General features: G+C 64.1%; 21 protein-coding genes. 10 read left to right on the top strand and 11 right to left on the bottom strand.

Translation table 11 applies throughout. The features are described 5' to 3' along the window. Nucleotides 1-87 precede the first annotated feature (87 nt). Together NTD88_RS26300 and NTD88_RS26295 are read right to left on the bottom strand one after the other, a co-directional pair. Nucleotides 88-582: a SprT family zinc-dependent metalloprotease gene (locus tag NTD88_RS26300; RefSeq protein ID WP_095155383.1), complete on the bottom strand. Its 495-nt coding sequence runs from the start codon at nucleotides 580-582 to the stop codon at nucleotides 88-90. 131 nt (nucleotides 583-713) lie between these two features. Beyond that, complete coding sequence (locus NTD88_RS26295; protein ID WP_095155384.1) at nucleotides 714-1,313, bottom strand: Yip1 family protein; 600 nt, start codon at nucleotides 1,311-1,313, stop codon at nucleotides 714-716. Nucleotides 1,314-1,640: 327 nt separating this feature from the next. Here NTD88_RS26295 and ttcA point away from each other — a divergent pair, with 327 nt between their 5' ends. Further along, on the top strand, nucleotides 1,641-2,465 hold the full coding sequence (gene ttcA, locus NTD88_RS26290; protein WP_262153958.1) for a tRNA 2-thiocytidine(32) synthetase TtcA: 825 nt from the start codon (nucleotides 1,641-1,643) through the stop codon (nucleotides 2,463-2,465). Between the two features lie 3 nt (nucleotides 2,466-2,468). After that, nucleotides 2,469-3,140, top strand: coding sequence for a DNA-3-methyladenine glycosylase I (locus NTD88_RS26285; protein WP_262153959.1), 672 nt, complete (start codon nucleotides 2,469-2,471; stop codon nucleotides 3,138-3,140). Nucleotides 3,141-3,222: 82 nt separating this feature from the next. Here the strand turns inward: NTD88_RS26285 and NTD88_RS26280 are convergent, their stop codons facing one another. Genes NTD88_RS26280 through arsC form a run of 3 tightly spaced genes read right to left on the bottom strand, consistent with a single transcriptional unit; the run spans nucleotide 3,223 to nucleotide 4,587 of the window. Next, nucleotides 3,223-3,639, bottom strand: a complete 417-nt coding sequence (locus NTD88_RS26280; RefSeq protein ID WP_262153960.1) for a DUF2069 domain-containing protein — start codon at nucleotides 3,637-3,639, stop codon at nucleotides 3,223-3,225. Beyond that, entirely contained in the window at nucleotides 3,632-4,237 is a 606-nt protein-coding gene (wrbA, locus tag NTD88_RS26275; RefSeq protein ID WP_262128464.1) for an NAD(P)H:quinone oxidoreductase, read from the bottom strand. Before wrbA ends, NTD88_RS26280 begins: the two co-directional genes overlap by 8 nt. Then, complete coding sequence (gene arsC, locus NTD88_RS26270; RefSeq protein ID WP_095155389.1) at nucleotides 4,234-4,587, bottom strand: arsenate reductase (glutaredoxin); 354 nt, start codon at nucleotides 4,585-4,587, stop codon at nucleotides 4,234-4,236. The genes wrbA and arsC overlap by 4 nt, the downstream gene beginning before the upstream one ends. An 86-nt stretch (nucleotides 4,588-4,673) precedes the next feature. Between arsC and NTD88_RS26265 the strand changes: the two genes are divergently transcribed. Beyond that, on the top strand, nucleotides 4,674-5,138 hold the full coding sequence (locus NTD88_RS26265; RefSeq protein ID WP_262153961.1) for a TlpA disulfide reductase family protein: 465 nt from the start codon (nucleotides 4,674-4,676) through the stop codon (nucleotides 5,136-5,138). 84 nt (nucleotides 5,139-5,222) lie between these two features. Here the strand turns inward: NTD88_RS26265 and NTD88_RS26260 are convergent, their stop codons facing one another. The 4 genes from NTD88_RS26260 to NTD88_RS26245 all read right to left on the bottom strand — a co-directional run bounded on the left by NTD88_RS26260 (nucleotide 5,223) and on the right by NTD88_RS26245 (nucleotide 9,905). Continuing rightward, on the bottom strand, nucleotides 5,223-5,627 hold the full coding sequence (locus NTD88_RS26260; RefSeq protein WP_095155391.1) for an META domain-containing protein: 405 nt from the start codon (nucleotides 5,625-5,627) through the stop codon (nucleotides 5,223-5,225). Then, nucleotides 5,627-6,064, bottom strand: a complete 438-nt coding sequence (locus tag NTD88_RS26255) for a hypothetical protein (protein WP_095155392.1) — start codon at nucleotides 6,062-6,064, stop codon at nucleotides 5,627-5,629. Before NTD88_RS26255 ends, NTD88_RS26260 begins: the two co-directional genes overlap by 1 nt. 30 nt (nucleotides 6,065-6,094) lie before the next feature. Beyond that, nucleotides 6,095-7,084 carry a 2-hydroxyacid dehydrogenase gene (locus NTD88_RS26250; RefSeq protein WP_262153962.1) on the bottom strand — a complete coding sequence of 330 codons (990 nt, stop codon included), beginning with the start codon at nucleotides 7,082-7,084 and terminating at the stop codon, nucleotides 6,095-6,097. 67 nt (nucleotides 7,085-7,151) lie between these two features. After that, the gene (locus NTD88_RS26245) at nucleotides 7,152-9,905 is read right to left on the bottom strand and encodes a response regulator (RefSeq protein ID WP_175652402.1); all 2,754 of its coding nucleotides are present in this window, start codon (nucleotides 9,903-9,905) and stop codon (nucleotides 7,152-7,154) included. Between the two features lie 203 nt (nucleotides 9,906-10,108). Here NTD88_RS26245 and NTD88_RS26240 point away from each other — a divergent pair, with 203 nt between their 5' ends. The 7 genes from NTD88_RS26240 to NTD88_RS26210 all read left to right on the top strand — a co-directional run bounded on the left by NTD88_RS26240 (nucleotide 10,109) and on the right by NTD88_RS26210 (nucleotide 18,355). Further along, nucleotides 10,109-10,825, top strand: a complete 717-nt coding sequence (locus tag NTD88_RS26240) for a response regulator transcription factor (protein ID WP_262153963.1) — start codon at nucleotides 10,109-10,111, stop codon at nucleotides 10,823-10,825. 1 nt (nucleotide 10,826) lies between these two features. After that, on the top strand, nucleotides 10,827-12,197 hold the full coding sequence (locus NTD88_RS26235) for a sensor histidine kinase (RefSeq protein WP_262153964.1): 1,371 nt from the start codon (nucleotides 10,827-10,829) through the stop codon (nucleotides 12,195-12,197). 94 nt (nucleotides 12,198-12,291) lie between these two features. Then, nucleotides 12,292-13,194 carry a cysteine synthase CysM gene (gene cysM / locus NTD88_RS26230; protein ID WP_175652482.1) on the top strand — a complete coding sequence of 301 codons (903 nt, stop codon included), beginning with the start codon at nucleotides 12,292-12,294 and terminating at the stop codon, nucleotides 13,192-13,194. Continuing rightward, a complete protein-coding gene (gene rlmD / locus NTD88_RS26225) occupies nucleotides 13,194-14,561 on the top strand; it encodes a 23S rRNA (uracil(1939)-C(5))-methyltransferase RlmD (RefSeq protein WP_262153965.1) in 1,368 nt (455 codons plus the stop codon). The genes cysM and rlmD overlap by 1 nt, the downstream gene beginning before the upstream one ends. Before the next feature lie 88 nt (nucleotides 14,562-14,649). Then, nucleotides 14,650-16,890, top strand: a complete 2,241-nt coding sequence (gene relA, locus NTD88_RS26220) for a GTP diphosphokinase (RefSeq protein ID WP_095155399.1) — start codon at nucleotides 14,650-14,652, stop codon at nucleotides 16,888-16,890. 66 nt (nucleotides 16,891-16,956) lie between these two features. After that, nucleotides 16,957-17,787: a nucleoside triphosphate pyrophosphohydrolase gene (mazG, locus tag NTD88_RS26215; RefSeq protein WP_262153966.1), complete on the top strand. Its 831-nt coding sequence runs from the start codon at nucleotides 16,957-16,959 to the stop codon at nucleotides 17,785-17,787. 28 nt (nucleotides 17,788-17,815) lie between these two features. Further along, the gene (locus tag NTD88_RS26210; RefSeq protein ID WP_110969159.1) at nucleotides 17,816-18,355 is read left to right on the top strand and encodes a DUF2058 domain-containing protein; all 540 of its coding nucleotides are present in this window, start codon (nucleotides 17,816-17,818) and stop codon (nucleotides 18,353-18,355) included. A gap of 48 nt (nucleotides 18,356-18,403) precedes the next feature. Here NTD88_RS26210 and NTD88_RS26205 read toward each other — a convergent pair whose 3' ends face one another. Then, complete coding sequence (locus NTD88_RS26205) at nucleotides 18,404-18,586, bottom strand: hypothetical protein (protein ID WP_095155401.1); 183 nt, start codon at nucleotides 18,584-18,586, stop codon at nucleotides 18,404-18,406. Between the two features lie 358 nt (nucleotides 18,587-18,944). Then, the gene (locus tag NTD88_RS26200; RefSeq protein ID WP_095155402.1) at nucleotides 18,945-19,655 is read right to left on the bottom strand and encodes a DUF3108 domain-containing protein; all 711 of its coding nucleotides are present in this window, start codon (nucleotides 19,653-19,655) and stop codon (nucleotides 18,945-18,947) included. Nucleotides 19,656-19,660 lie beyond the last annotated feature (5 nt).

Raw genomic sequence — 19,660 nt, 5'->3', positions numbered from 1 at the left:
TGGGGGCGGGGGGGCGCCCCCCCAAGCCAAGTTAATGGCCCCAAAGCCGAAGCCAAAGCGCCCCAGTATTCCATGAAGAACAAAGGCTCACTCCACCCGCGTTTCCCCGCTAAACACCAAGGTCTGTCGGCAGCGCCGACACAGATACCGCCGCCCCTGCCTGACCAGCCCGTGTCGCTGCGCTGAAAACGGGAAATCACTCCCGGCGCAAGGGCAACGGTAGATATACCGAGTCACGGTGCGGCGCTTGACGTCGTAGTTGTGGCAGCGATTGGGCGGCAGTTCATAGACCCCGCGCATGATCAGTTGCCATTCCTCGCCATGCGGCTGGATACGGTCGCCGAACAACTGGTGCGCCACCAGGTGGGCGACCTCGTGGGCGACGGTCTGGCGCAGGAAATCCTCGCTGTTCTCCCTGTACAACTGGAGATTGAAGCGCAGCAGGTTCTCGTGCAGATGGGCGACACCGGCTTTCTGCCCGCGCAGCTTGAAGCTGACGGCGGGGCGGTGGAAGGGACGTTTGAAAAAGGCTTCGGCTTGCTTGTAGCAATCTTCGACGCGGGTTTTGAGCAGCTCTGGCATGTGGTCGGGTACTCCTGAGCGGCGATTATGCCGCAACCATGAGCGCGCTGCCGAGACCGCCGGTCCGCGGACGAAGTCAGGCCGCCTTGCGGCGGCCTGACGGTATTGCCCCTAAGTTGCTGGCATTTTTGCTAATTGGTGTAGACGGGCCCCACGCCCAGTCCCCAGGTGATGACGGTGAACGCCATGATGGCAACCAGTACCACCAGCCCGACGGCCAGCACCGAACTCGAGAACAGGAACCCTTCGTCCGAAGGGATGTTCATGAAGGTCGGCAGCCCGACGTAGAGCAGGTAGACCGTGTAACAGATGGCCGCCGTGCCGACGATCATCCCCAGCCACAGGTGTGGGTAAAGCGCCGCCAGGCCGCCGATGAACAGCGGGGTGGCGGTGTAGGTGGCGAACGCGATGCATTGCGCCAGGCTCGGGTTGGCGTCGTAGGTACGCGCCATCCAGTGGATGAAGGCGCCCATGACCGCAACGCCGGCGATCATGGCCAGGTAGGACATGACGGTCATCCATATTGCGCTTTCCATGGTCAGCATGACCGGGGCGCGCTCGCCGATGACCCAGCCCACCTGGGTGGTGCCGATAAACGCCGATACCGCGGGAATTGCCGCCAGTATCAGGGTGTGGGTGAGGTACATGTGGCTGATGGATTCTTCTTCGCCACGGATTTCCCGCCATTCCTGGTCGGGGTGTGTGAACAGCCCTACAACGTGATGGATCATGCCAATCACTCCTACGTCGTTTCCAGTCGCCCCCCAAACGGAGCGCTTGCTAGGTTTCGTACGAACATTGCCTGATCGCCACTCGGCGACTTCTCGTACAAAACCCGGGGCCCACAAGGCAGGGCCGGGCAGGACAGGCCGCTATTGGTGCGGTCTTATGTCGCAGTATAGAAAGGCGTTCGCCGCACAAACCCGCTTTTTTAGAGCAAATCGCGCTGTCAGCGTCGGGCTTGATTACCTCGCAGTCTTTATCGGAGGGGTCTGTGTCCCGCAGCGGTTTATGCGTAAAATACGCGCCTTTTGTCACACCTCGCGGATTCAAGCGCTATGGGCACCCTTTCGGTCAACCAGAACAAACTGCAAAAACGCCTGCGGCGCCTCGCCGGCGAAGCCATCGCCGACTACAACATGATCGAAGATGGCGACAAGGTCATGGTCTGCCTGTCTGGCGGCAAGGACAGCTACACCATGCTCGACGTTCTGCTGCACCTGCAGAAAGTGGCGCCGATCAAGTTCGAGATCGTCGCGGTGAACATGGACCAGAAGCAGCCCGGCTTCCCCGAGGATGTACTGCCGGCTTACCTGACGACCCTCGGCGTCGAGTACCACATCGTCGAGAAAGACACCTACTCGGTGGTCAAGGAACTGATCCCGGAAGGCAAGACCACCTGCTCGCTGTGCTCGCGCCTGCGCCGCGGCACGCTGTACACCTTCGCCGACGAGATCGGCGCGACCAAGATGGCCCTCGGTCACCACCGCGACGACATCGTCGAGACCTTCTTCCTCAACATGTTCTTCAACGGCACCATGAAAGCCATGCCGCCGAAGCTGCGTGCCGACGATGGCCGTAACGTGGTGATCCGCCCGCTGGCCTACTGCTCCGAGAAGGACATCCAGGCCTACTCGGACATGAAGGAATTCCCGATCATCCCGTGCAACCTCTGCGGCTCCCAGGAAAACCTGCAGCGCCAGGTGGTCAAGGACATGCTGGTGGAGTGGGAACGCAAAACCCCGGGCCGTACCGACAGCATCTTCCGCAGCCTGCAGAACGTGGTGCCATCGCAGCTCGCCGACCGCAACCTGTTCGACTTCACCAGCCTCTCCATCGATGAAACGGCCACCCCGCGTTTCCTCAACGTGCTGAACATCTGACCCATGCGCGATTACCAGTGGCTGTATGAGTACTGCCTGAACCGCTTCGGTTCCGCCGCCGCGCTGGAGGCGTACCTGCCCCAGCCGAAAACCCCGGCTCAGTTGCGCGCCATCGGTGATGACCGCTATCTCTCGACCCTGGCCCTGCGGGTCTTCCGCGCCGGGCTCAAGCACAGCCTGGTGGACGCCAAGTGGCCGGCGTTCGAAGAGGTGTTCTTCGGTTTCGATCCGGAGAAAGTCGTGCTGATGGGCGCCGAGCACCTGGAGCGGCTGATGCAGGACACCCGGGTGATCCGTCACCTGGGCAAGCTCAAGAGTGTGCCGCGCAATGCGCAGATGGTGCTCGATGTGCAGAAGGAAAAAGGCAGCTTCGGCGCGTTGATCGCCGGCTGGCCGGTAACCGACATCACCGGGCTGTGGAAGTACCTGACCAAGCATGGCAACCAGTTGGGCGGGTTATCGGCGCCACGCTTTTTGCGCATGGTCGGCAAGGACACCTTCATCCCCACCGATGACATGGCCGCCGCGCTGATCGCTCAGGAAGTGATCGACAAAAAGCCCACCAGCCAGCGTGACCTGGCCCTGGTGCAGGCGGCGTTCAACCAGTGGCATGCCGAGAGCGGGCGACCGCTGTGCCAGTTGTCGGTGATGCTGGCGCATACCGTCAATCACTGAGTTTTCTGACGGATTAATGCGGGCGCCGTTGTAGGCGCGAGCGTGTCGGGGAGCCGAACAGCTCGCTTCTACAGGGCAAAATCTACGCAGCGCCTTCCCCCGCCAACCGCCGGTCGTACTGAAAGCGCCAGCGGATATACAGCAGCGCACAGACGAACAGCTTCAGGCTGATCACCACTTCCAGCCAGCCAAACAGCGCCCGCGACGGGTCGAATGCCGCTTCCACGCCAGTGATGAAATACAGGTTCAGCACGAAGCACATCCAGGCATGGGCCCGCGCGCTGCCGCCCAGCATGCCCGGCGCTACCAGCGCCAGCGGTAGCAACTGAATGCCGAGAACCACCCAGGGCCGCGCACCGTGCAGGTCGGTGAAGAACAGGGTGTTGACGATCAGCAAGGCGATCAGCGCGAAGAATGCGGCCAGGCTCAGCGCCCGGGTCAGGCGTACGCGCGGTTCCAGCCATTCCAGCGCAGGAAGGATCTTCGGCTTCTTAGCCACGGCCGTTCTCCAGACGCTTCGCGGTGTTCGCCAGGCGCTGGCCAAGGGCGCGGCACAGGGCGATTTCGTCGGCATCCAGGTCACGCTTGCCGTCGGCGCCGGCATGGTGGCTGGCGCCATACGGCGTGCCGCCGCCGCGGGTTTCGATCAGCGCCGATTCGCTGTAGGGCAGGCCCATGATCAGCATGCCGTGGTGCATCAACGGCAGCAGCATCGACAGCAGGGTCGATTCCTGGCCGCCGTGCAGGCTGGCGGTGGAGGTGAACACCGCCGCTGGCTTGCCGACCAGTCCGCCACTCAGCCACAGGCTGCTGGTGCCATCGATGAAGTACTTGAGCGGCGCGGCCATGTTGCCGAAGCGGGTCGGGCTGCCCATGGCCAGGCCCGCGCAGTGGCGCAGGTCGTCGAGGGTGGCGTAGAGGGCGCCGGTCTCGGGGATCGACGGCGACACCGCTTCGCACTCGGTGGAAATCGCCGGCACGGTGCGCAGGCGTGCTTCCAGGCCGGCCAGTTCGACGCCGCGGGCGATTTGCCGGGCCATCTCGCTGGTGGAACCATGGCGGCTGTAATACAGAATCAGGATGTAGGGCTGGCTCACGGCAGGATCTCCAGCACCTTCTCGGGCGGACGGCCGATCACGGCCTTGTCGCCGGCGACCAGGATCGGCCGTTCGATCAGTTTCGGGTGCTCGGCCATGGCGGCGATCAATTGCTCGTCGTTCAATGCCGGGTTGGCCAGGTCGAGGCTTTTGTATTCGTCTTCGCCAGTGCGCAGCAGTTGCCGGGCGCCGATGCCCAGTTTGCCCAGCAGCGCCTTGAGGGTGGCGGCATCGGGCGGGGTTTCCAGGTAGCGCACCACGGTCGGGGCCAGTCCGCGCTCTTCGAGCAGTTCCAGCGCACCACGGGATTTGGAGCAGCGGGGGTTGTGGTAAAGCGTCAGGTCAGTCATGTCAGGGTCGCATCTGGCTGTGAGTGGCGGGTATTCTAACCGCAGCGTATTGGCATTTTGCTTGAATCTTGAAGAAGGATTGACCCATGACAAGGCGTTTGGCAGCAGCCCTGGCCATCACCGCGAGCCTGCTGCTCGGTGGCTGCGGTGCGGACTACGGCCTCGACCAGAACGGCAACACGGTGAAAGCCGATCAACTCGACGGACGCTGGGTAGTGCTCAACTACTGGGCGGAATGGTGCAGCCCGTGCCGCGTCGAGATTCCCGAACTGAACCACTTCGCCAAAGAATGGCAGCCCCAGGGCGTGACGGTGGTCGGGGTGAATTTCGACGGTTTGCAGGGCGAGGAACTGAAGAAGGCCAGTGAAGCCATGGGCATCGGTTTTACCGTGCTGGCCGACGATCCCGCCGAACGCTATGACCTGCCACGCAGCGAAGCGCTGCCGGTGACCTACATCATCGACGACAAGGGCAAGGTGCGGGAGCAGTTGATGGGCGAGCAGACCGAGGCGGGGTTGGTGGAGAAGATCAAGGCGCTCAAGGGCGCCTGATAAGGCCATTCGGCAGGAGCGAGTTTGTTCGCGAGGATTCTTCGCGAGCAAGCTCGCTCCTACTGTATCGGGGCGAGCCTGGGCTCAGCCTTCCTCAGGCCAGAAGCGCAGCGGCTTGCCTTCGGCAGGCCAGAACCTGACCTGCTCGATCGGCGAGATGTCCCAGCGCTGGACCGTGGTCAACGCCTGCAGGAAGCGTTTTTCCTGCTCCATCAATGCCGGGGCACACAGTTTGCGGGTGCTGCCCACGGCGCCGAAGCTCAGCGTGCTGCCTTGCAGGGTGTACGGCGCGAACCAGTGGTTGCAGCCGGCATTGCCGTACGCCCGGCCATCGGCGGCGAGGGTCAGGGTCAGGTGGCTGTAGTCCATCAGCGGTCGTTCACCGATCCACTCCAGCACGTAGCTGCGTTCCTGCTCCAGTTTCATCGGCTCGGCCGCGCAACCCGCGAGGGCCGCGGCGACCAGTCCGCTCAACAGAATCCTGTTCATTACCGCGCCTGCTCCCGGCATTTCGGGCACTGGTGCTTGTCGCCCTTGGTGCTCCAGCCCAGCTCGGCAACGCGCGCCACGGCGGCCGGTTGCTGGGCTTTCTTGCCCAGTTTGGCGTCGACGGCGAACTCGAAGTCTAGGGTCGCTTCGCAGCTGTCGCAGTTGACCTGCCACTGATGTATCGCCAGCTCGCCGAACACCGGACCCGTGGCCACCGCGACCCACTGGCCGCTCGGGTTGATCAGGTGGCGGACGCTGTCGACGGTCAGGCGCATCGACAGGGTCTTGCTGCCCTTGAGGGTGACCAGCAGAACGTCGCCTTTCTGGATCGAGCCGCCGTTGCCGGTGACCTGGTAACGGCCCGGCACCAGCGCGCGGCATTCGATCAAGGTGTGTTGCGGGTTGAAGAGGGTGTAGCGGAAATCGTGTTCGACCATGGGGCCTCCAAATTTGCCGCGTATCCTACCTCATCCCTCCACCAGATTCTGCGGCTGGCCGACCATCCACCGGGCAATGTTGTCCAGGGTGGTGCCGGCAATGGCGGCCAGCGCCTCGCGGGTGAGGAACGCCTGGTGCGCGGTGATGATCACGTTGGGGAAGGTCAGCAGCCGTGCCAGCACGTCATCCTGCAGCGGCAGGTCGGAGCGGTCCTCGAAGAAAATCTGCGCTTCTTCTTCATAGACATCCAGGCCCAGGTAGCCGAGTTGGCCGCTTTTCAGCGCTTCGATCAGCGCCGGCGTGTCCACCAGCGCGCCGCGGCCGGTGTTGATCAGCATCGCGCCCGGTTGCAGGTCTGCCAGGCTGCGCGGGTTGATCAGGTGTTTGGTCTGCGGTGTCAGCGGGCAATGCAGGCTGATGATGCGCGACTCGCGCAGCAACTCGTCGAGCGGCAGGTAGCGGGCGCCGAGGGCTTGCAGCTCAGGGTTTGGGTAGGGGTCGTAGGCCAGCAACTGGCAGCCGAAGCCGGCCATGATGCGGGCGAAGGCCAGGCCGATCTGGCCGGTGCCGACCACGCCGACGGTCTTGCCGTGCAGGTCGAAGCCGGTCAGGCCGTGCAGGCTGAAATCGCCTTCGCGGGTGCGGTTGTAGGCGCGGTGCAGGCGCCGGTTCAGCGCCAGGATCAGGGCGACCGCATGTTCGGCCACGGCGTGGGGTGAATAGGCCGGCACCCGCACCACGGTCAGGCCCAGGCGCCGGGCGGCGGGCAGGTCGACATGGTTGTAGCCCGCCGAACGCAGTGCGATCAGTCGCGTGCCGCCTGCTGCCAGGCGCTCCAGCACCGGCGCGGACAGGTCGTCGTTGATGAAGGCGCAGACCACCTCATGGCCGGCGGCCAGGGTGGAAGTGTCCTCGGTCAGGCGGCCGGGCTGGAAGTGCAGTTCCAGGTCCGGCACTGCCGTGGCGGCGTTGAAACTGTCCTGGTCATAGGCCTGACTGCTGAAAAACAAGGCACGCATGGTCATGCTCCCGATCGATCGAATGGCGCCAGTGTAGCCAAGCCGGCAAAAACAGCCTTGCTCCAGGTCAGGCGCTCTGGCGCGCGGCCCAGGTCAGGCGGTCGATGGCCCGTTCCAGTTCGTCCAGCGACTGCGGCGCCTCCGGATCGTCCTGCTTGAGCAGGGTTTCGCTGCGCTGGCAGGCGGCGCGCAACTGCGGTACGCCACAGTAGCGGGTCGCACCATTGAGACGGTGGACCCGCTCGATGGTCGCGGCGCGGTCATCGGCATCGCGGGCGGCACGGATCGCCAGGCGATCGGACTCCAGCGACGCCAGCAACATCGCCAGCATGTCGGCCGCCAGGTCCGGTTTGCCGGCGGCCAGGCGCAAGCCTTCATCCGGGTCCAGCACCCTCAGTTCGCTGCCGCCGTGGTACGGCTCGGCCTGGCGTTCGGTGCGGTTGAGGCTGACCGGCAAACCGGTCCATTTCTGCACCACCTGGGCCAGTTGTCGGTCGCTGATCGGTTTGGTCAGGTAGTCGTCCATGCCGCTGTGCAGCAGGGCGCGTTTTTCGTTGGCCATGGCGTGGGCGGTGAGCGCCACGATGGGCAGCGCCTGGCCGCCCTGGCCGGCTTCCCAGCGGCGGATCTGTTCGGTGCACTCGCGACCGTCCATGCCCGGCATCTGCACGTCCATCAGCACCAGGTCGAAGTTGTCCTGCTGCACCGCCTTGATCGCCGAGGCGCCGCAGTCCACGGCGAGCACTTCGGCGCCGAGGTCTTCCAGCAGGGTCTGCACCAGCAGCAGGTTGGCCGGGTTGTCATCGACGCAAAGCACTTTGGGCAGGCGCTGGCCCGGTGGGGGCTTTATCTCGCTGTTGCTGCGCCGTGGCTGGATGAGTTCCAGCAGCGCCCGGCGCAGTTTGCGCGTGCAGGCCGGCTTGGCGTAGAGCTGGCCGTGGGCGTTGGGCAGGAAGGGGTGATACAGCGCTTGTTCGGTGGTCGGGCACAGCACCAGGGCCTGGCAGGCGAAATGCTCAAGACGCTGGATCAACTGGCCCAGCCGCTCCGGCGGCAGGTCATGCAGGTTGACCCCGAGCACCGCCAACTCAAAGCGCTGGCCGGCGAGCCGCGCCGCCTCGACGCCGCTGAGCAGGTGTTCGGGTGAACTGAAGGTGGTGACGTTCAGCCCGCAGTCTTCCAGTTGATGTTCAAGGGCCTGAAGGGCCAGTTCGTGGTTGTCGACGATGGCGGTGCGCCGGCCTTGAAGAATCGGCAGCGGCTGGTCTTCGATCGTGTCGCGGGCCTTGGGCAGGTTCAGGCTGACCCAGAACTGCGAGCCTTCGCCCGGCGTGCTGTCGACGCCGATCTCGCCGCCCATCTGCTCGATCAGGCGCTTGGAAATCACCAGCCCCAGGCCGGTGCCGCCGGGTTGCCGCGACAGCGAGTTGTCGGCCTGGCTGAAGGCCTGGAACAGCGCCCGCACATCCTGCGCCGAGAGGCCGATGCCAGTGTCCTGAATACTGATGCGCAACTGCACGCTGTCGTCGTTTTCGTCTTCGAGCATGGCGCGGGCGACGATGGTGCCCTCGCGGGTGAATTTGATGGCGTTGCTGACCAGGTTGGTAAGGATCTGCTTGAGCCGCAGCGGGTCACCCACCAGCGACAGCGGCGTGTCGCGGTAGACCAGGCTGACCAGTTCGAGCTGCTTGGCGTGGGCGGCCGGGGCGAGGATGGTCAGGGTGTCCTGGATCAGGTCGCGCAGGTTGAACGGAATGCTCTCCAGCACCAGCTTGCCGGCCTCGATCTTCGAGAAGTCGAGAATCTCGTTGATGATGCCGAGCAGGCTGTCGGCGGATTTTTCGATGGTGCCCAGGTAATCGAGTTGGCGCGGGGTCAGCTCGCTTTTCTGCAACAGGTGGGTGAAACCGAGGATGCCGTTGAGCGGGGTACGGATTTCGTGGCTCATGTTGGCGAGGAATTCGGACTTGATCCGGCTGGCCTCCAGGGCTTCCTTGCGCGCCATGTCCAGTTCGATGTTCTGGATTTCGATGGTTTCCAGGTTCTGCCGGACGTCTTCGGTGGCCTGGTCGATGCTGTGCTGCAGTTCTTCGTGGGCGTTGTGCAGGGTCTCGGCCATGCGGTTGATGCCGCCCGCCAGTTCGTCCAGCTCGTAGCTGCCCATGTTCGGCAGGCGCTCTTCCAGGTTGCCGTCCTTGAGCTGGCTGACCGCGTGCTTGATCTGCCCGATCGGGCCGTTGATCGCCCGGCTCATGCGCAGCGCCAGCAGGGTGGTGCCCATCAGGCCGATCAGGATCAGCAGCAGGCTGGCGAACAGGCTGCGATAGCCGCGCAGCAGTGTGCCGCCGTGGGACACCTCGATTTCCACCCAGCCGAGCAGGCGGTCGACTTCCTGGGGTACCGGGTCGTCGGCAAGGTCGCGGTGACGACCGAACACCGGCAGCAGGTAACGGGTCGCATCGCTGCCGGAGCGTTGCAGCAGTTGGGTGCCGCCACCGGCGGGCGGCAGGTTGAGCATGCTCGGGCCGGCGTGGGCCAGGCTGCCGCGGTCGGGGGAGAGGAACGACACCGCGCGCACGTCGGGCTGTTCCAGGGTCTGGGTGGCGATGCGCTCCAGTTGCGCTCGGTCCTTGCGCGCCAGGGCCGGCGCCACCAGCGGCGCCAGACTCTCGGCGACCATCCGTCCGCGCTGGAGCAGTTGGGTCTGCAATTCGTTTTGTTGCACCCACGTGAAATAGCCGCCCAGTACCAGCGCCATGGTCGCGGCGGGAACGACGGCGAGCAGCAGTACGCGAGTCCTGATTCCAAAACGATTCAGCACGCCCGATCTCCTGTGTCTGCGCTGCGCTGGAGGTTCGCTGTCGGGCTGTGCCGACAGGACCAGGGAAGAAAACTACCGCGACTGCCGGTGTATTGCACTTATTTGTCTCTGGTCGGGTGAGCCGGCCCTTCTACCCTGGTCTGGTTGCCTGGGGGAGAGCAATGCTCAATAATCGCGCGATTGAGAATTGCTAGCAGCCGCCAATGAATCCCGCCGTCATCCGCAATCCCAACATCCTCGCCATCGAAGACGATCCGGTGCTGGGTGCCTATCTGCACGAGCAACTGGAGCGTAGTGGCTTCCTCGTCACCTGGTGCCGCACTGGTCGCGACGGCCTGGAGCAGGCGCGCCAGCGGCATTTCGACGTGGTGTTGATGGACATCCTGCTGCCGGGCATGACCGGGCTCGATGCGTTGATGCAGTTGCGCGAACGCAGCAGCACCCCGGTGATCATGATGTCGGCGCTGGGCGCCGAGGCGGATCGCATCACCGGTTTCCAGCGCGGCGCCGACGATTATCTGCCCAAGCCGTTCAGCATGGCCGAACTGCGCGTGCGTATCGAAGCCATCCTGCGTCGCGTGGCGCTGGAACGGCGGCATCCGCCGGTGGTGCAGGCGGCCGCTGGCGAACTGGTGTTCGACGACGAGGCTTGCGATGTGCGCCACGGCGGTCAGGCGGCGGGCCTGACCCCCAGCGAATACCGCGTGCTCGACACCTTGCACCGCAGCCGCGATGAGGTGCTGAGCAAAGCCTTCCTTTATCAGCATGTTCTGCAGCGTGGCTATGCGCGCCACGATCGCAGCCTGGACATGCATGTCAGCCAGATTCGCCGCAAGCTCAAGGCCATCGGTTATCACGAGCGGCAGGTCCGCACCGTCTGGGGCCAGGGTTATGTCCTGAGCGCCGGCGAGGACCATTGAGTTGCCCAATCGACATTCACTGTTCTGGAAACTGGCCATTCTCCTGGTGGGTTTCTGCCTGTTGCTGATCGGCTTGAGCCTGTCCTGGGGCCGGCATATGGAGGTGCGCAACGCGTATCTCGCGCCGCAAGCCCGGGCCCTGCTGGAAGCCTATGCCGCCGAAGCCGAGCAGGCCCTGACCCGCAACGGCACGGCCGGCATCGATGCCTGGCTGACCGGCATGCGCGAACGCGAAAGCGGCTTTATCAGCGTGATTGGCCCCGACCTGCAATCGCTCGGCAGCCTGCCGCTGACCGACGCCGAAACCGAACACCTGACCAACCTGCGTGGCGTGGAGCGTCCGGTCAGCCGTCACTCCACCACCTTGCCGTGGATGCGCGTGCCGTTCCCCGGCGACTCGGCCCTCGGCAGCTTGGTGATCGAGCTGCCCCAGCGGCTGATTCCCGACCACTGGAACCTGCTGTTCTGGCGGCTGGTCACCAGCGGCCTGATTCCGGGCGTGCTGACGTTTCTGTTTTGCGTCGGCCTGTACCGCATGTTGATTCGCCCGCTCCATCAGTTGCGCGACCAGGCCAATGCCTGGCGCTCAGAGCAGTTGACCGCCCGCGTGGCCAGCGCCACCACCAGCCGCCACGACGAGTTTGGCGAGCTGGGGCGGGCGTTCGATGACATGGCCGAGCGCCTGCAAGGCACCGTGACCTTGCAGCAGCAGTTGCTGCGCGACCTGTCCCATGAACTGCGCACGCCCCTGAGCCGCCTGCAAGTTGCCAGCGACAGCGAGCAGGACCTGCCTGCCCTGCGCGAACGCCTGGGGCGGGAAGTGGAGTGCATGCAGCGCCTGGTGGAGGATGCGCTGCAACTGGCCTGGCTGGATGCCGAGCGGGCGCCGCTGCCGTGCGAGCCAATCGAGGTCCAGGCGCTGTGGGAGATGCTGGTGGAGGATGCCTGCTTCGAAAGCGGCTGGCCGCGTGAGCAGTTGCACTGCAGCCTGGATGGCGACTGCTGGGTGCTCGGCAACCTCAATAGCCTGGCGCAGGCGCTGGAGAACATCTTGCGCAATGCCATTCGTCACTCGCCTGCGTCAGGCCAGATTCGCCTCGGCGGCCAGCGCCAGGGCGAGCACTGGCTGCTCTGGCTGGAAGACGAAGGCGGCGGCGTGGCGGAGGCGGAACTGGAGCGGATCTTCGCCGCCTTCACCCGGCTTGATGGCTCGCGCCCCGGCGACGGCGGCTTCGGCCTGGGTCTGAGCATCGCGCGCAACGCCGTGCAGCGTCAGGGCGGGCGGTTGTGGGCACAGAACAGCGGACGCGGGCTGCGTTTGAACATTCGCCTGCAGGCGGCAAAGCCCCCGGGCGCCGATCAGGAGTTATAGCTATCGGCTATAAGCTCCACACATTGCGTGATATGGAGCCGGGCGGATTGCCGGTATGATAGGCGACCCCGGCAGTCTGGATTGCGAAAACGCCATGACCTTGCAGTACCCCACCATCGCCGATTGCGTCGGCAACACCCCCCTGGTTCGCTTGCAACGCATGGCGGGCGACACCAGCAACACCCTCCTGTTGAAACTCGAAGGCAACAACCCGGCGGGTTCGGTCAAGGACCGTCCGGCGCTGTCGATGATCACCCGTGCCGAATTGCGCGGCCAGATCAAGCCGGGCGATACCCTGATCGAGGCCACTTCGGGCAACACTGGCATTGCGTTGGCGATGGCGGCGGCGATCAAGGGCTACAAGATGATCCTGATCATGCCCGACAACTCCAGTGCCGAACGCAAGGCTGCGATGACCGCCTACGGCGCCGAGCTGATCCTGGTCAGCAAGGAAGAGGGCATGGAGGGTGCTCGCGACCTGGCCGAGCGTCTGCGCGATGAAGGCCGCGGCCTGGTCCTGGACCAGTTCGGCAACGGCGACAATCCCGAGGCCCATTACGTCAGTACCGGCCCGGAGATCTGGCGCCAGACTGAAGGCGGCATCACCCATTTCATCAGTTCCATGGGCACCACCGGCACCATCATGGGTTGCTCGCGGTACCTCAAGGAGCAGAACCCGAACATCCAGATCGTCGGCCTGCAACCCATGGAAGGCTCGGCGATCCCGGGCATCCGTCGCTGGCCCCACGAATACCTGCCTTCGATCTTCCAGGCCGAGCGCGTTGACCGCGTGGTCGACATGGCCCAGAGCGAAGCCGAGGAAACCACGCGTCGCCTGGCCCGCGAAGAGGGCATTTTCTGCGGCGTGTCTTCCGGTGGTGCGGTGGCGGCGATGCTGCGCCTGTCCCGCGAAGTGGAAAACGCGGTGATGGTGGCGATCATCTGTGACCGTGGCGACCGCTATCTGTCGACCGGCATTTTCGACGCGGATCGCTGATGTCCAAAGCCAAACGTAACGGCGGCCTGCGCTTCCAGCCGGCCGGCGGTAGCCGCACGCCCCAGGTTCCCGCGGGCAAGAAACAGCGCCTGACGATTGAGCGCCTGGCCGGGGATGGCCGTGGCATCGCCTTCTTCGAAGGACGCACTTGGTTCGTCAGTGGTGCGCTGGCCGGCGAAGAGGTCGAGGCGCGTGTGCTCAATGCCCATGGCAAGGTGGTCGAGGCGCGCCTGGAGCGGGTCTTCAGCCCGAGCCCGCTGCGCCGCGAGGCGCCGTGCCGGCACTTCGCCCGTTGCGGCGGCTGCAACCTGCAACACCTGCCCCATGCCGATCAACTCGATCTCAAACAGCGCCTGCTCGCCGAACAGTTGCAGCGGGTCGCTGGCGTCGTGCCGGAGCAATGGGCCGCGCCGCTGAACGGGCCGGAATTCGGCTACCGCCGTCGCGCTCGTGTAGCGGTGCGCTGGGATCAACGCGCGGCGAAGCTGGAAGTCGGTTTCCGCGCCGAAGCCAGTCAGGACATCGTTGCCATCGAAGACTGCCCGGTGCTGGTACAGCCCTTGCAGTCGGTGATGCGCCACCTGCCGATGCTGTTGCAAAGTCTGGACAAACCACGGGTGGTCGGGCACGTCGAACTGTTCGCCGGCACCGCGTTGGCCATGCTGGTGCGCCACACCGCCGCGCTGGCCGAGACTGACCTGGCGCGTCTGCAGGCGTTCTGTAGCGAGGCGGGTGTACAACTCTGGCTGCAAGGCGAGGGCGAACCTGCTCCGGTAGAGTCGAATGCATCCCTGGGCTTTGTTCTGGAGCCGTGGAAGCTGGAGCTGGCGTATCGGCCCGGCGACTTCGTTCAGGTCAATGCCGGGGTCAATACGGCGATGATCGAACAAGCCCTGGACTGGCTCGCGGTGCAACCTGGCGAGCGGGTTCTGGACCTGTTCTGCGGCCTCGGCAATTTCGCCCTGCCGCTGGCGCAACAGGCCGCCGAAGTGGTGGCGGTGGAAGGTGTGCAGGTGATGGTCGACCGCGCCGCGGCCAACGCCCGTAGCAACAATTTGAATAATGTTCGCTTTTTTCAGGCGGATTTATCCCAACCCTTGAGTGCGTCCGGTTGGGCGGCCGAGGGGTTTTCTGCGGTACTCTTGGATCCACCCCGAGACGGTGCCTACGAAGTGGTGAGAAATATCGCCGCACTGGGGGCAAAAAGGCTGGTCTATGTGTCGTGCAATCCGGCGACCCTGGCCCGCGATACGCTCGAGTTGGTCAAGCAGGGTTACCGGTTAAAAAGGGCCGGGATCCTCGACATGTTTCCGCAGACCGCGCATGTCGAGGCCATGGCGTTGTTCGAGGTGGATCAGCGTCGCTGATCGCCCGGTGTGCGTTCCCTGATCTGGCGGAACGGCACCCGTGTTTTCAAGCGCATCACGGATGCGCTGTAGGGAAAGGTAAACAAAGATGGTACAGGTGAGAGTGCACCAGCCGGTCAACACCGACGGCAGTATCAATCTCGATGCATGGCTGGATCATGTGGTCAGCGTCGACGCGGCGCTGGACCGGCAAGCCCTCAAGGTTGCCTGCGAGTTCGCGCTGGACGTCGAGAAGAAGGGCAACCAGGCGAAGCATTCCTGGGCCGACGGCACCTCGAGCTTCCAGGCTGGCCTGGAGATCGCCGAGATCCTCGCCGACCTCAAGCTCGACCAGGACTCGCTGGTAGCCGCAGTGATCTATCGCGCGGTGCGCGAAGGCAGGACCACCCTGGCCGAAGTCGGCCAGCGTTTCGGCGCGGTGGTGGCCAAGCTGGTCGATGGCGTGCTGCGCATGGCGGCCATCACCGACAGTCTCAACCCGCGTCATTCGCTGGTGCTGGGCTCCCAGGCGCAGGTGGAAAACCTGCGCAAGATGCTTGTGGCCATGGTCGACGACGTTCGCGTCGCGCTGATCAAGCTGGCCGAGCGGACCTGCGCGATTCGCGCGGTGAAAGGCGCCGATGACGAGAAACGCAACCGGGTCGCCCGCGAAGTCTTCGACATCTACGCACCGCTGGCCCACCGCCTGGGCATCGGCCATATCAAGTGGGAGCTGGAAGACCTGTCCTTCCGCTACCTCGAGCCGGAGCAATACAAACAGATCGCCAAGCTGCTGCACGAGCGGCGGCTGGATCGCGAGCGCTTCATCAGCGACGTGATGAGCCAGTTGCAGAACGAGCTGCTGGCCACCGGGGTCAAGGCCGACATCAGCGGCCGGGCCAAGCACATCTATTCGATCTGGCGCAAAATGCAGCGCAAGGGCCTGGAGTTCAGCCAGATCTACGACGTGCGCGCGGTGCGCGTGCTGGTCCCGGAAATGCGCGACTGCTACACCGCGCTCGGGATCGTCCACACCCTCTGGCGGCACATTCCCAAGGAATTCGACGACTACATCGCCAACCCCAAGGAGAACGGCTACCGCTCGCTGCACACGGCGGTGATCGGCCCCGAGGGCAAGGTGCTGGAAGTGCAGATCCGCACCCATTCCATGCACGAGGAAGCCGAGCTCGGCGTCTGCGCGCACTGGCGCTACAAGGGCACCGACGTCAAGTCCGGCTCCAACCACTACGAAGAGAAAATCTCCTGGCTGCGTCAGGTGCTGGAGTGGCACGAGGAACTGGGCGACATCGGCGGCCTCGCCGAGCAGTTGCGGGTCGATATCGAGCCTGACCGGGTCTACGTGTTCACCCCCGATGGTCACGCCATCGACCTGCCCAAGGGCGCCACGCCGCTGGACTTCGCCTACCGCGTGCACACCGAGATCGGCCACAACTGCCGTGGCGCCAAGATCAACGGGCGCATCGTGCCGCTCAACTACAGCCTGCAGACCGGTGAGCAGGTCGAGATCATCACCAGCAAGCACGGCAACCCGAGCCGCGACTGGCTGAACTCGAACCTGGGCTACGTCACCACCTCGCGGGCGCGGGCGAAGATCGTCCATTGGTTCAAGCTGCAGGCCCGCGACCAGAACGTCGCTGCCGGCAAGACCCTGCTCGAACGCGAACTGAGCCGCCTCGGCTTGCCGCAGGTGGACTTCGAACGGCTGGCCGAGAAGGCCAACCTCAAGGCCGCCGAAGACATGTTCGCGTCCCTTGGTGCCGGTGATCTGCGCCTGGCCCATCTGGTCAACGCGGCGCAGCAACTGGTCGAGCCGGAGCGCATCGAAGAAGTCGAGCTGATTACCCGCAAGGCCACCGGCTACAAGCCCGGCAAGCGCGGCGACATCCAGATCCAGGGCGTCGGCAACCTGCTGACGCAGATGGCCGGTTGCTGCCAGCCGCTGCCCGGCGACGCCATCGTTGGCTACATCACCCAGGGCCGCGGCGTGACCATCCACCGTCAGGACTGCGCCTCGGTGCTGCAACTGTCCGGGCGCGAGCCGGAGCGGATCATCCAGGTGAGCTGGGGCCCGGTGCCGGTGCAAACCTACCCGGTGGATATCGTCATTCGTGCCTACGACCGTCCGGGCTTGCTGCGTGACGTCTCCCAGGTCCTGCTCAACGAGCGGATCAACGTGCTGGCGGTGAATACCCGCTCGAACAAGGAAGACAACACCGCGCTGATGTCGCTGACCATCGAGATCCCCGGCCTGGACGCCCTCGGGCGCCTGCTTGGGCGCATCTCGCAGTTGCCGAACATCATCGAGACCCGCCGCAACCGCACGCCTTGATACCCGCCGCCCGCTCCGCAGACCGGGGCGGGCGGCGAGGTCTTATCTGCCAGACGAGAGCCGACGATGTACACCCTGGACGATCTGCTGCACCTCATGGCCCGCCTGCGCGACCCGCAATACGGTTGCCCGTGGGACCTCAAACAGAATTACGCGAGCATCGTTCCGCACACCCTCGAAGAAGCCTATGAAGTGGCCGACGCCATTGAGCGCGGCGACTTCGAGCACCTGCAGGGCGAACTCGGCGACCTGCTGTTCCAGGTGGTCTACTACAGCCAGTTGGCGCGGGAAGAAGGGCGTTTCGAATTTGCCGGGGTGATCGACAGCATCACCCGCAAGCTGATCCGCCGTCACCCTCATGTCTTCCCCACCGGGGAGCTGTATGCGCCGCTGGACACCCCGTTGCTGGATGAAGAACAGGTCAAGCAGCGCTGGGACGAAATCAAGGCCGAGGAGCGCGCCGAGAAAAGCGCGCCCGAACAGCTTTCCCTGCTCGACGATGTACCGGCGGCGCTGCCGGCCTTGTCCCGCGCGGCCAAGCTGCAGAAGCGCGCGGCCCAGGTCGGTTTCGACTGGCCGGGACCGCTGCCGGTGCTGGACAAGGTCCGCGAAGAACTGGACGAAGTGCTCGAAGCCATGGCTGACGGAGACGCGGCGGCGATGGCCGACGAGGTCGGCGACCTGCTGTTCGCCACCGTCAACCTGGCCCGGCACCTGAAGCTCGATCCGGAAAACGCCCTGCGTGGCGCCAATGCCAAGTTCGAACGACGCTTCCGTTTTATCGAGCAGGCATTGCGCGACATAGGTCGTCCGATTGAAGATTGCACCCTCGAAGACTTGGACGCGCTCTGGGGCGAAGCCAAGCGTCAGGAAAAGAACCTGCCCAGCTGCGGCTGAGCTGTTTGCATTAAGTGAGTGAACATCAATGAGCCTTTCCCTTCGCGACCAATTGCTCAAAGCCGGTCTGGTCAACCAGAAGCAGGTCAAGCAGGTCAATAAAGACCAGAAGAAACAGAAACGCCTGGAGCAAAAAGGCCAGGTCGAGGTCGACGACAGCCAGCAGCGCCTGGCCAAGGATGCGATGGCCGAGAAGGCCGCGCGTGACCAGGAACTCAACCGCCAGCAGCAGGAGAAGGCCGAACAGAAGGCCCGTGCCGCACAGGTCAAGCAATTGATCGACGTGTCGCGCCTGCCGAAGTTGAACACCGAGGACTACTACAACTTCGTCGACGACAAGAAGGTCAAGCGCATCGCGGTCAACGCCCTGGTGCGCAGCAAGCTGAGCAGCGGCTCGCTGGCCATCGTCGCTCACGGCGGGGGTTACGAGATCATCCCGCGGGAAGCGGCGGTGAAAATCCAGGAGCGCGACCCCCAGCGCATCCTGTTGCTCAACACCCAGGTGGAAGAACCGGATGCCGACGATCCGTATGCCGCCTACGTCATCCCCGACGACCTGATGTGGTAACAACGACAAACCCCGCCTCGGCGGGGTTTGTACTTTCTGGGGAGCGGGTCAGGACTTCGTCTGCCGGGTTTCCCAGATTTCCAGTTCCATGCGGTAGTGGTGGGCATCGCTTTCGTTGTGGAACATGCCGACCAGTTGGTCCTGCTGGTGCACATCCCAGATGCGCACGCCTGCGGCCACGCCTTCATGGGACAGTTTCGATTCGTCGCGCTCAGTTACTTTGACAGTCATGTGCAAACTCCAAATCCGGTTAACTGCGGCACTCTGTCGCAGGACTCTTTTATAGGGTTTGTTAGCTGGCTAAGTAAATTAAAAGGGCCATGAAAGATCTTTCATGGTTGGTTGGGGAACCGATATACGCGGACGCTGTGGGGCTTGCCGGAGCGCAGAGCCTTTTCGCCGGCAAAAGAAAACCCGCACAAGGCTAATACCAATCAGTTAACCCTATTGGAGCTGCTTTGCAGCCCTTCGCGAGCAAGCTCGCTCCTACCGTGTAGGAGCGAGCTTGCTCGCGAAGGGCCTCAACAGGTTTAACTGACTGGCATTACGCACAAGGCGGGGTTTCGGGTGTTGCCGGCAAGCAGGTCGGTCAGTTGCCCTTGACCGCCTTGCCGTTGACCGTACCGTCCTGCAGCACGATCACGTATTCCTTGCCGTCGGTCTCGACCTGGCGCAGTTGCACCAGCAGGTAGTCCCAGTCCTTGGCGAACCATAGCTCGGTGATGCGCTTGCTCTGGCTCGGGTCGCGCACGCGCTCGACCTTCACCGCATCGACCAGGCCGGTGCGGGTGGTGACTTTCTCGGTGCCGAGCACGCGGAAGTCGTAGGTGTCGATCTCGTCGCCATCCACAACCTGGTAGCTCACGCTCTTCTTGCCGGCGGCCACGTCATGTTGCAGGGCCAACTGGTAGGAAGACTTGTCCAGCACGCCGCGGTTGAGCGGCAGCTTGACGGCGTCACCACGGTCGCTGCCGGTGATCATCTTGGTCGACCAGTCGAAGTCCAGATCGACTTTCTTCGCCTTGCCCAGGCCGCCACGTTCGAAGTGGTAGCTCTGCGGCAGCAGGGTGTCCTTGTCCAGAGTCAGGGTGCTTTGCTCGGTCAGGCTGGCGATCATCATCGAAGCCTTGAAGTTCAGGCTCCAGGTGCCGTTGGCATTCTTTTCCAGGCTGCGTTCAGCGGTGCCGCTCATGGGCAGTTGCTTCCAGTCGGCGGTGTAGCTGGCCGAGAACGGTTTCAGGTCGGCTGCCTGAAGCGGCAGCGCGAGCACGGCGAGGGCGAAGAGCAGGGCGCGACGCATAAAAT

This window comes from Pseudomonas sp. 20P_3.2_Bac5, assembly GCF_025466035.1.
Classification (GTDB): domain Bacteria; phylum Pseudomonadota; class Gammaproteobacteria; order Pseudomonadales; family Pseudomonadaceae; genus Aquipseudomonas.
Note: the sequence above shows the minus strand (reverse complement) of the source record. Positions and strands in the feature narration are given on the sequence as shown.

What these genes read in the sequence shown, in the direction of transcription:
- NTD88_RS26300 (WP_095155383.1), bottom strand. Translation starts at nt 582, where the DNA reads ATGCCAGAGCTGCTCAAAACCCGCGTCGAAGATTGCTACAAGCAAGCC.
- NTD88_RS26295 (WP_095155384.1), bottom strand. Translation starts at nt 1,313, where the DNA reads ATGATCCATCACGTTGTAGGGCTGTTCACACACCCCGACCAGGAATGG.
- ttcA (WP_262153958.1), top strand. Translation starts at nt 1,641, where the DNA reads ATGGGCACCCTTTCGGTCAACCAGAACAAACTGCAAAAACGCCTGCGG.
- NTD88_RS26285 (WP_262153959.1), top strand. Translation starts at nt 2,469, where the DNA reads ATGCGCGATTACCAGTGGCTGTATGAGTACTGCCTGAACCGCTTCGGT.
- arsC (WP_095155389.1), bottom strand. Translation starts at nt 4,587, where the DNA reads ATGACTGACCTGACGCTTTACCACAACCCCCGCTGCTCCAAATCCCGT.
- NTD88_RS26265 (WP_262153961.1), top strand. Translation starts at nt 4,674, where the DNA reads ATGACAAGGCGTTTGGCAGCAGCCCTGGCCATCACCGCGAGCCTGCTG.
- NTD88_RS26260 (WP_095155391.1), bottom strand. Translation starts at nt 5,627, where the DNA reads ATGAACAGGATTCTGTTGAGCGGACTGGTCGCCGCGGCCCTCGCGGGT.
- NTD88_RS26255 (WP_095155392.1), bottom strand. Translation starts at nt 6,064, where the DNA reads ATGGTCGAACACGATTTCCGCTACACCCTCTTCAACCCGCAACACACC.
- NTD88_RS26250 (WP_262153962.1), bottom strand. Translation starts at nt 7,084, where the DNA reads ATGCGTGCCTTGTTTTTCAGCAGTCAGGCCTATGACCAGGACAGTTTC.
- NTD88_RS26240 (WP_262153963.1), top strand. Translation starts at nt 10,109, where the DNA reads ATGAATCCCGCCGTCATCCGCAATCCCAACATCCTCGCCATCGAAGAC.
- cysM (WP_175652482.1), top strand. Translation starts at nt 12,292, where the DNA reads ATGACCTTGCAGTACCCCACCATCGCCGATTGCGTCGGCAACACCCCC.
- rlmD (WP_262153965.1), top strand. Translation starts at nt 13,194, where the DNA reads ATGTCCAAAGCCAAACGTAACGGCGGCCTGCGCTTCCAGCCGGCCGGC.
- relA (WP_095155399.1), top strand. Translation starts at nt 14,650, where the DNA reads ATGGTACAGGTGAGAGTGCACCAGCCGGTCAACACCGACGGCAGTATC.
- mazG (WP_262153966.1), top strand. Translation starts at nt 16,957, where the DNA reads ATGTACACCCTGGACGATCTGCTGCACCTCATGGCCCGCCTGCGCGAC.
- NTD88_RS26210 (WP_110969159.1), top strand. Translation starts at nt 17,816, where the DNA reads ATGAGCCTTTCCCTTCGCGACCAATTGCTCAAAGCCGGTCTGGTCAAC.
- NTD88_RS26205 (WP_095155401.1), bottom strand. Translation starts at nt 18,586, where the DNA reads ATGACTGTCAAAGTAACTGAGCGCGACGAATCGAAACTGTCCCATGAA.
- NTD88_RS26200 (WP_095155402.1), bottom strand. Translation starts at nt 19,655, where the DNA reads ATGCGTCGCGCCCTGCTCTTCGCCCTCGCCGTGCTCGCGCTGCCGCTT.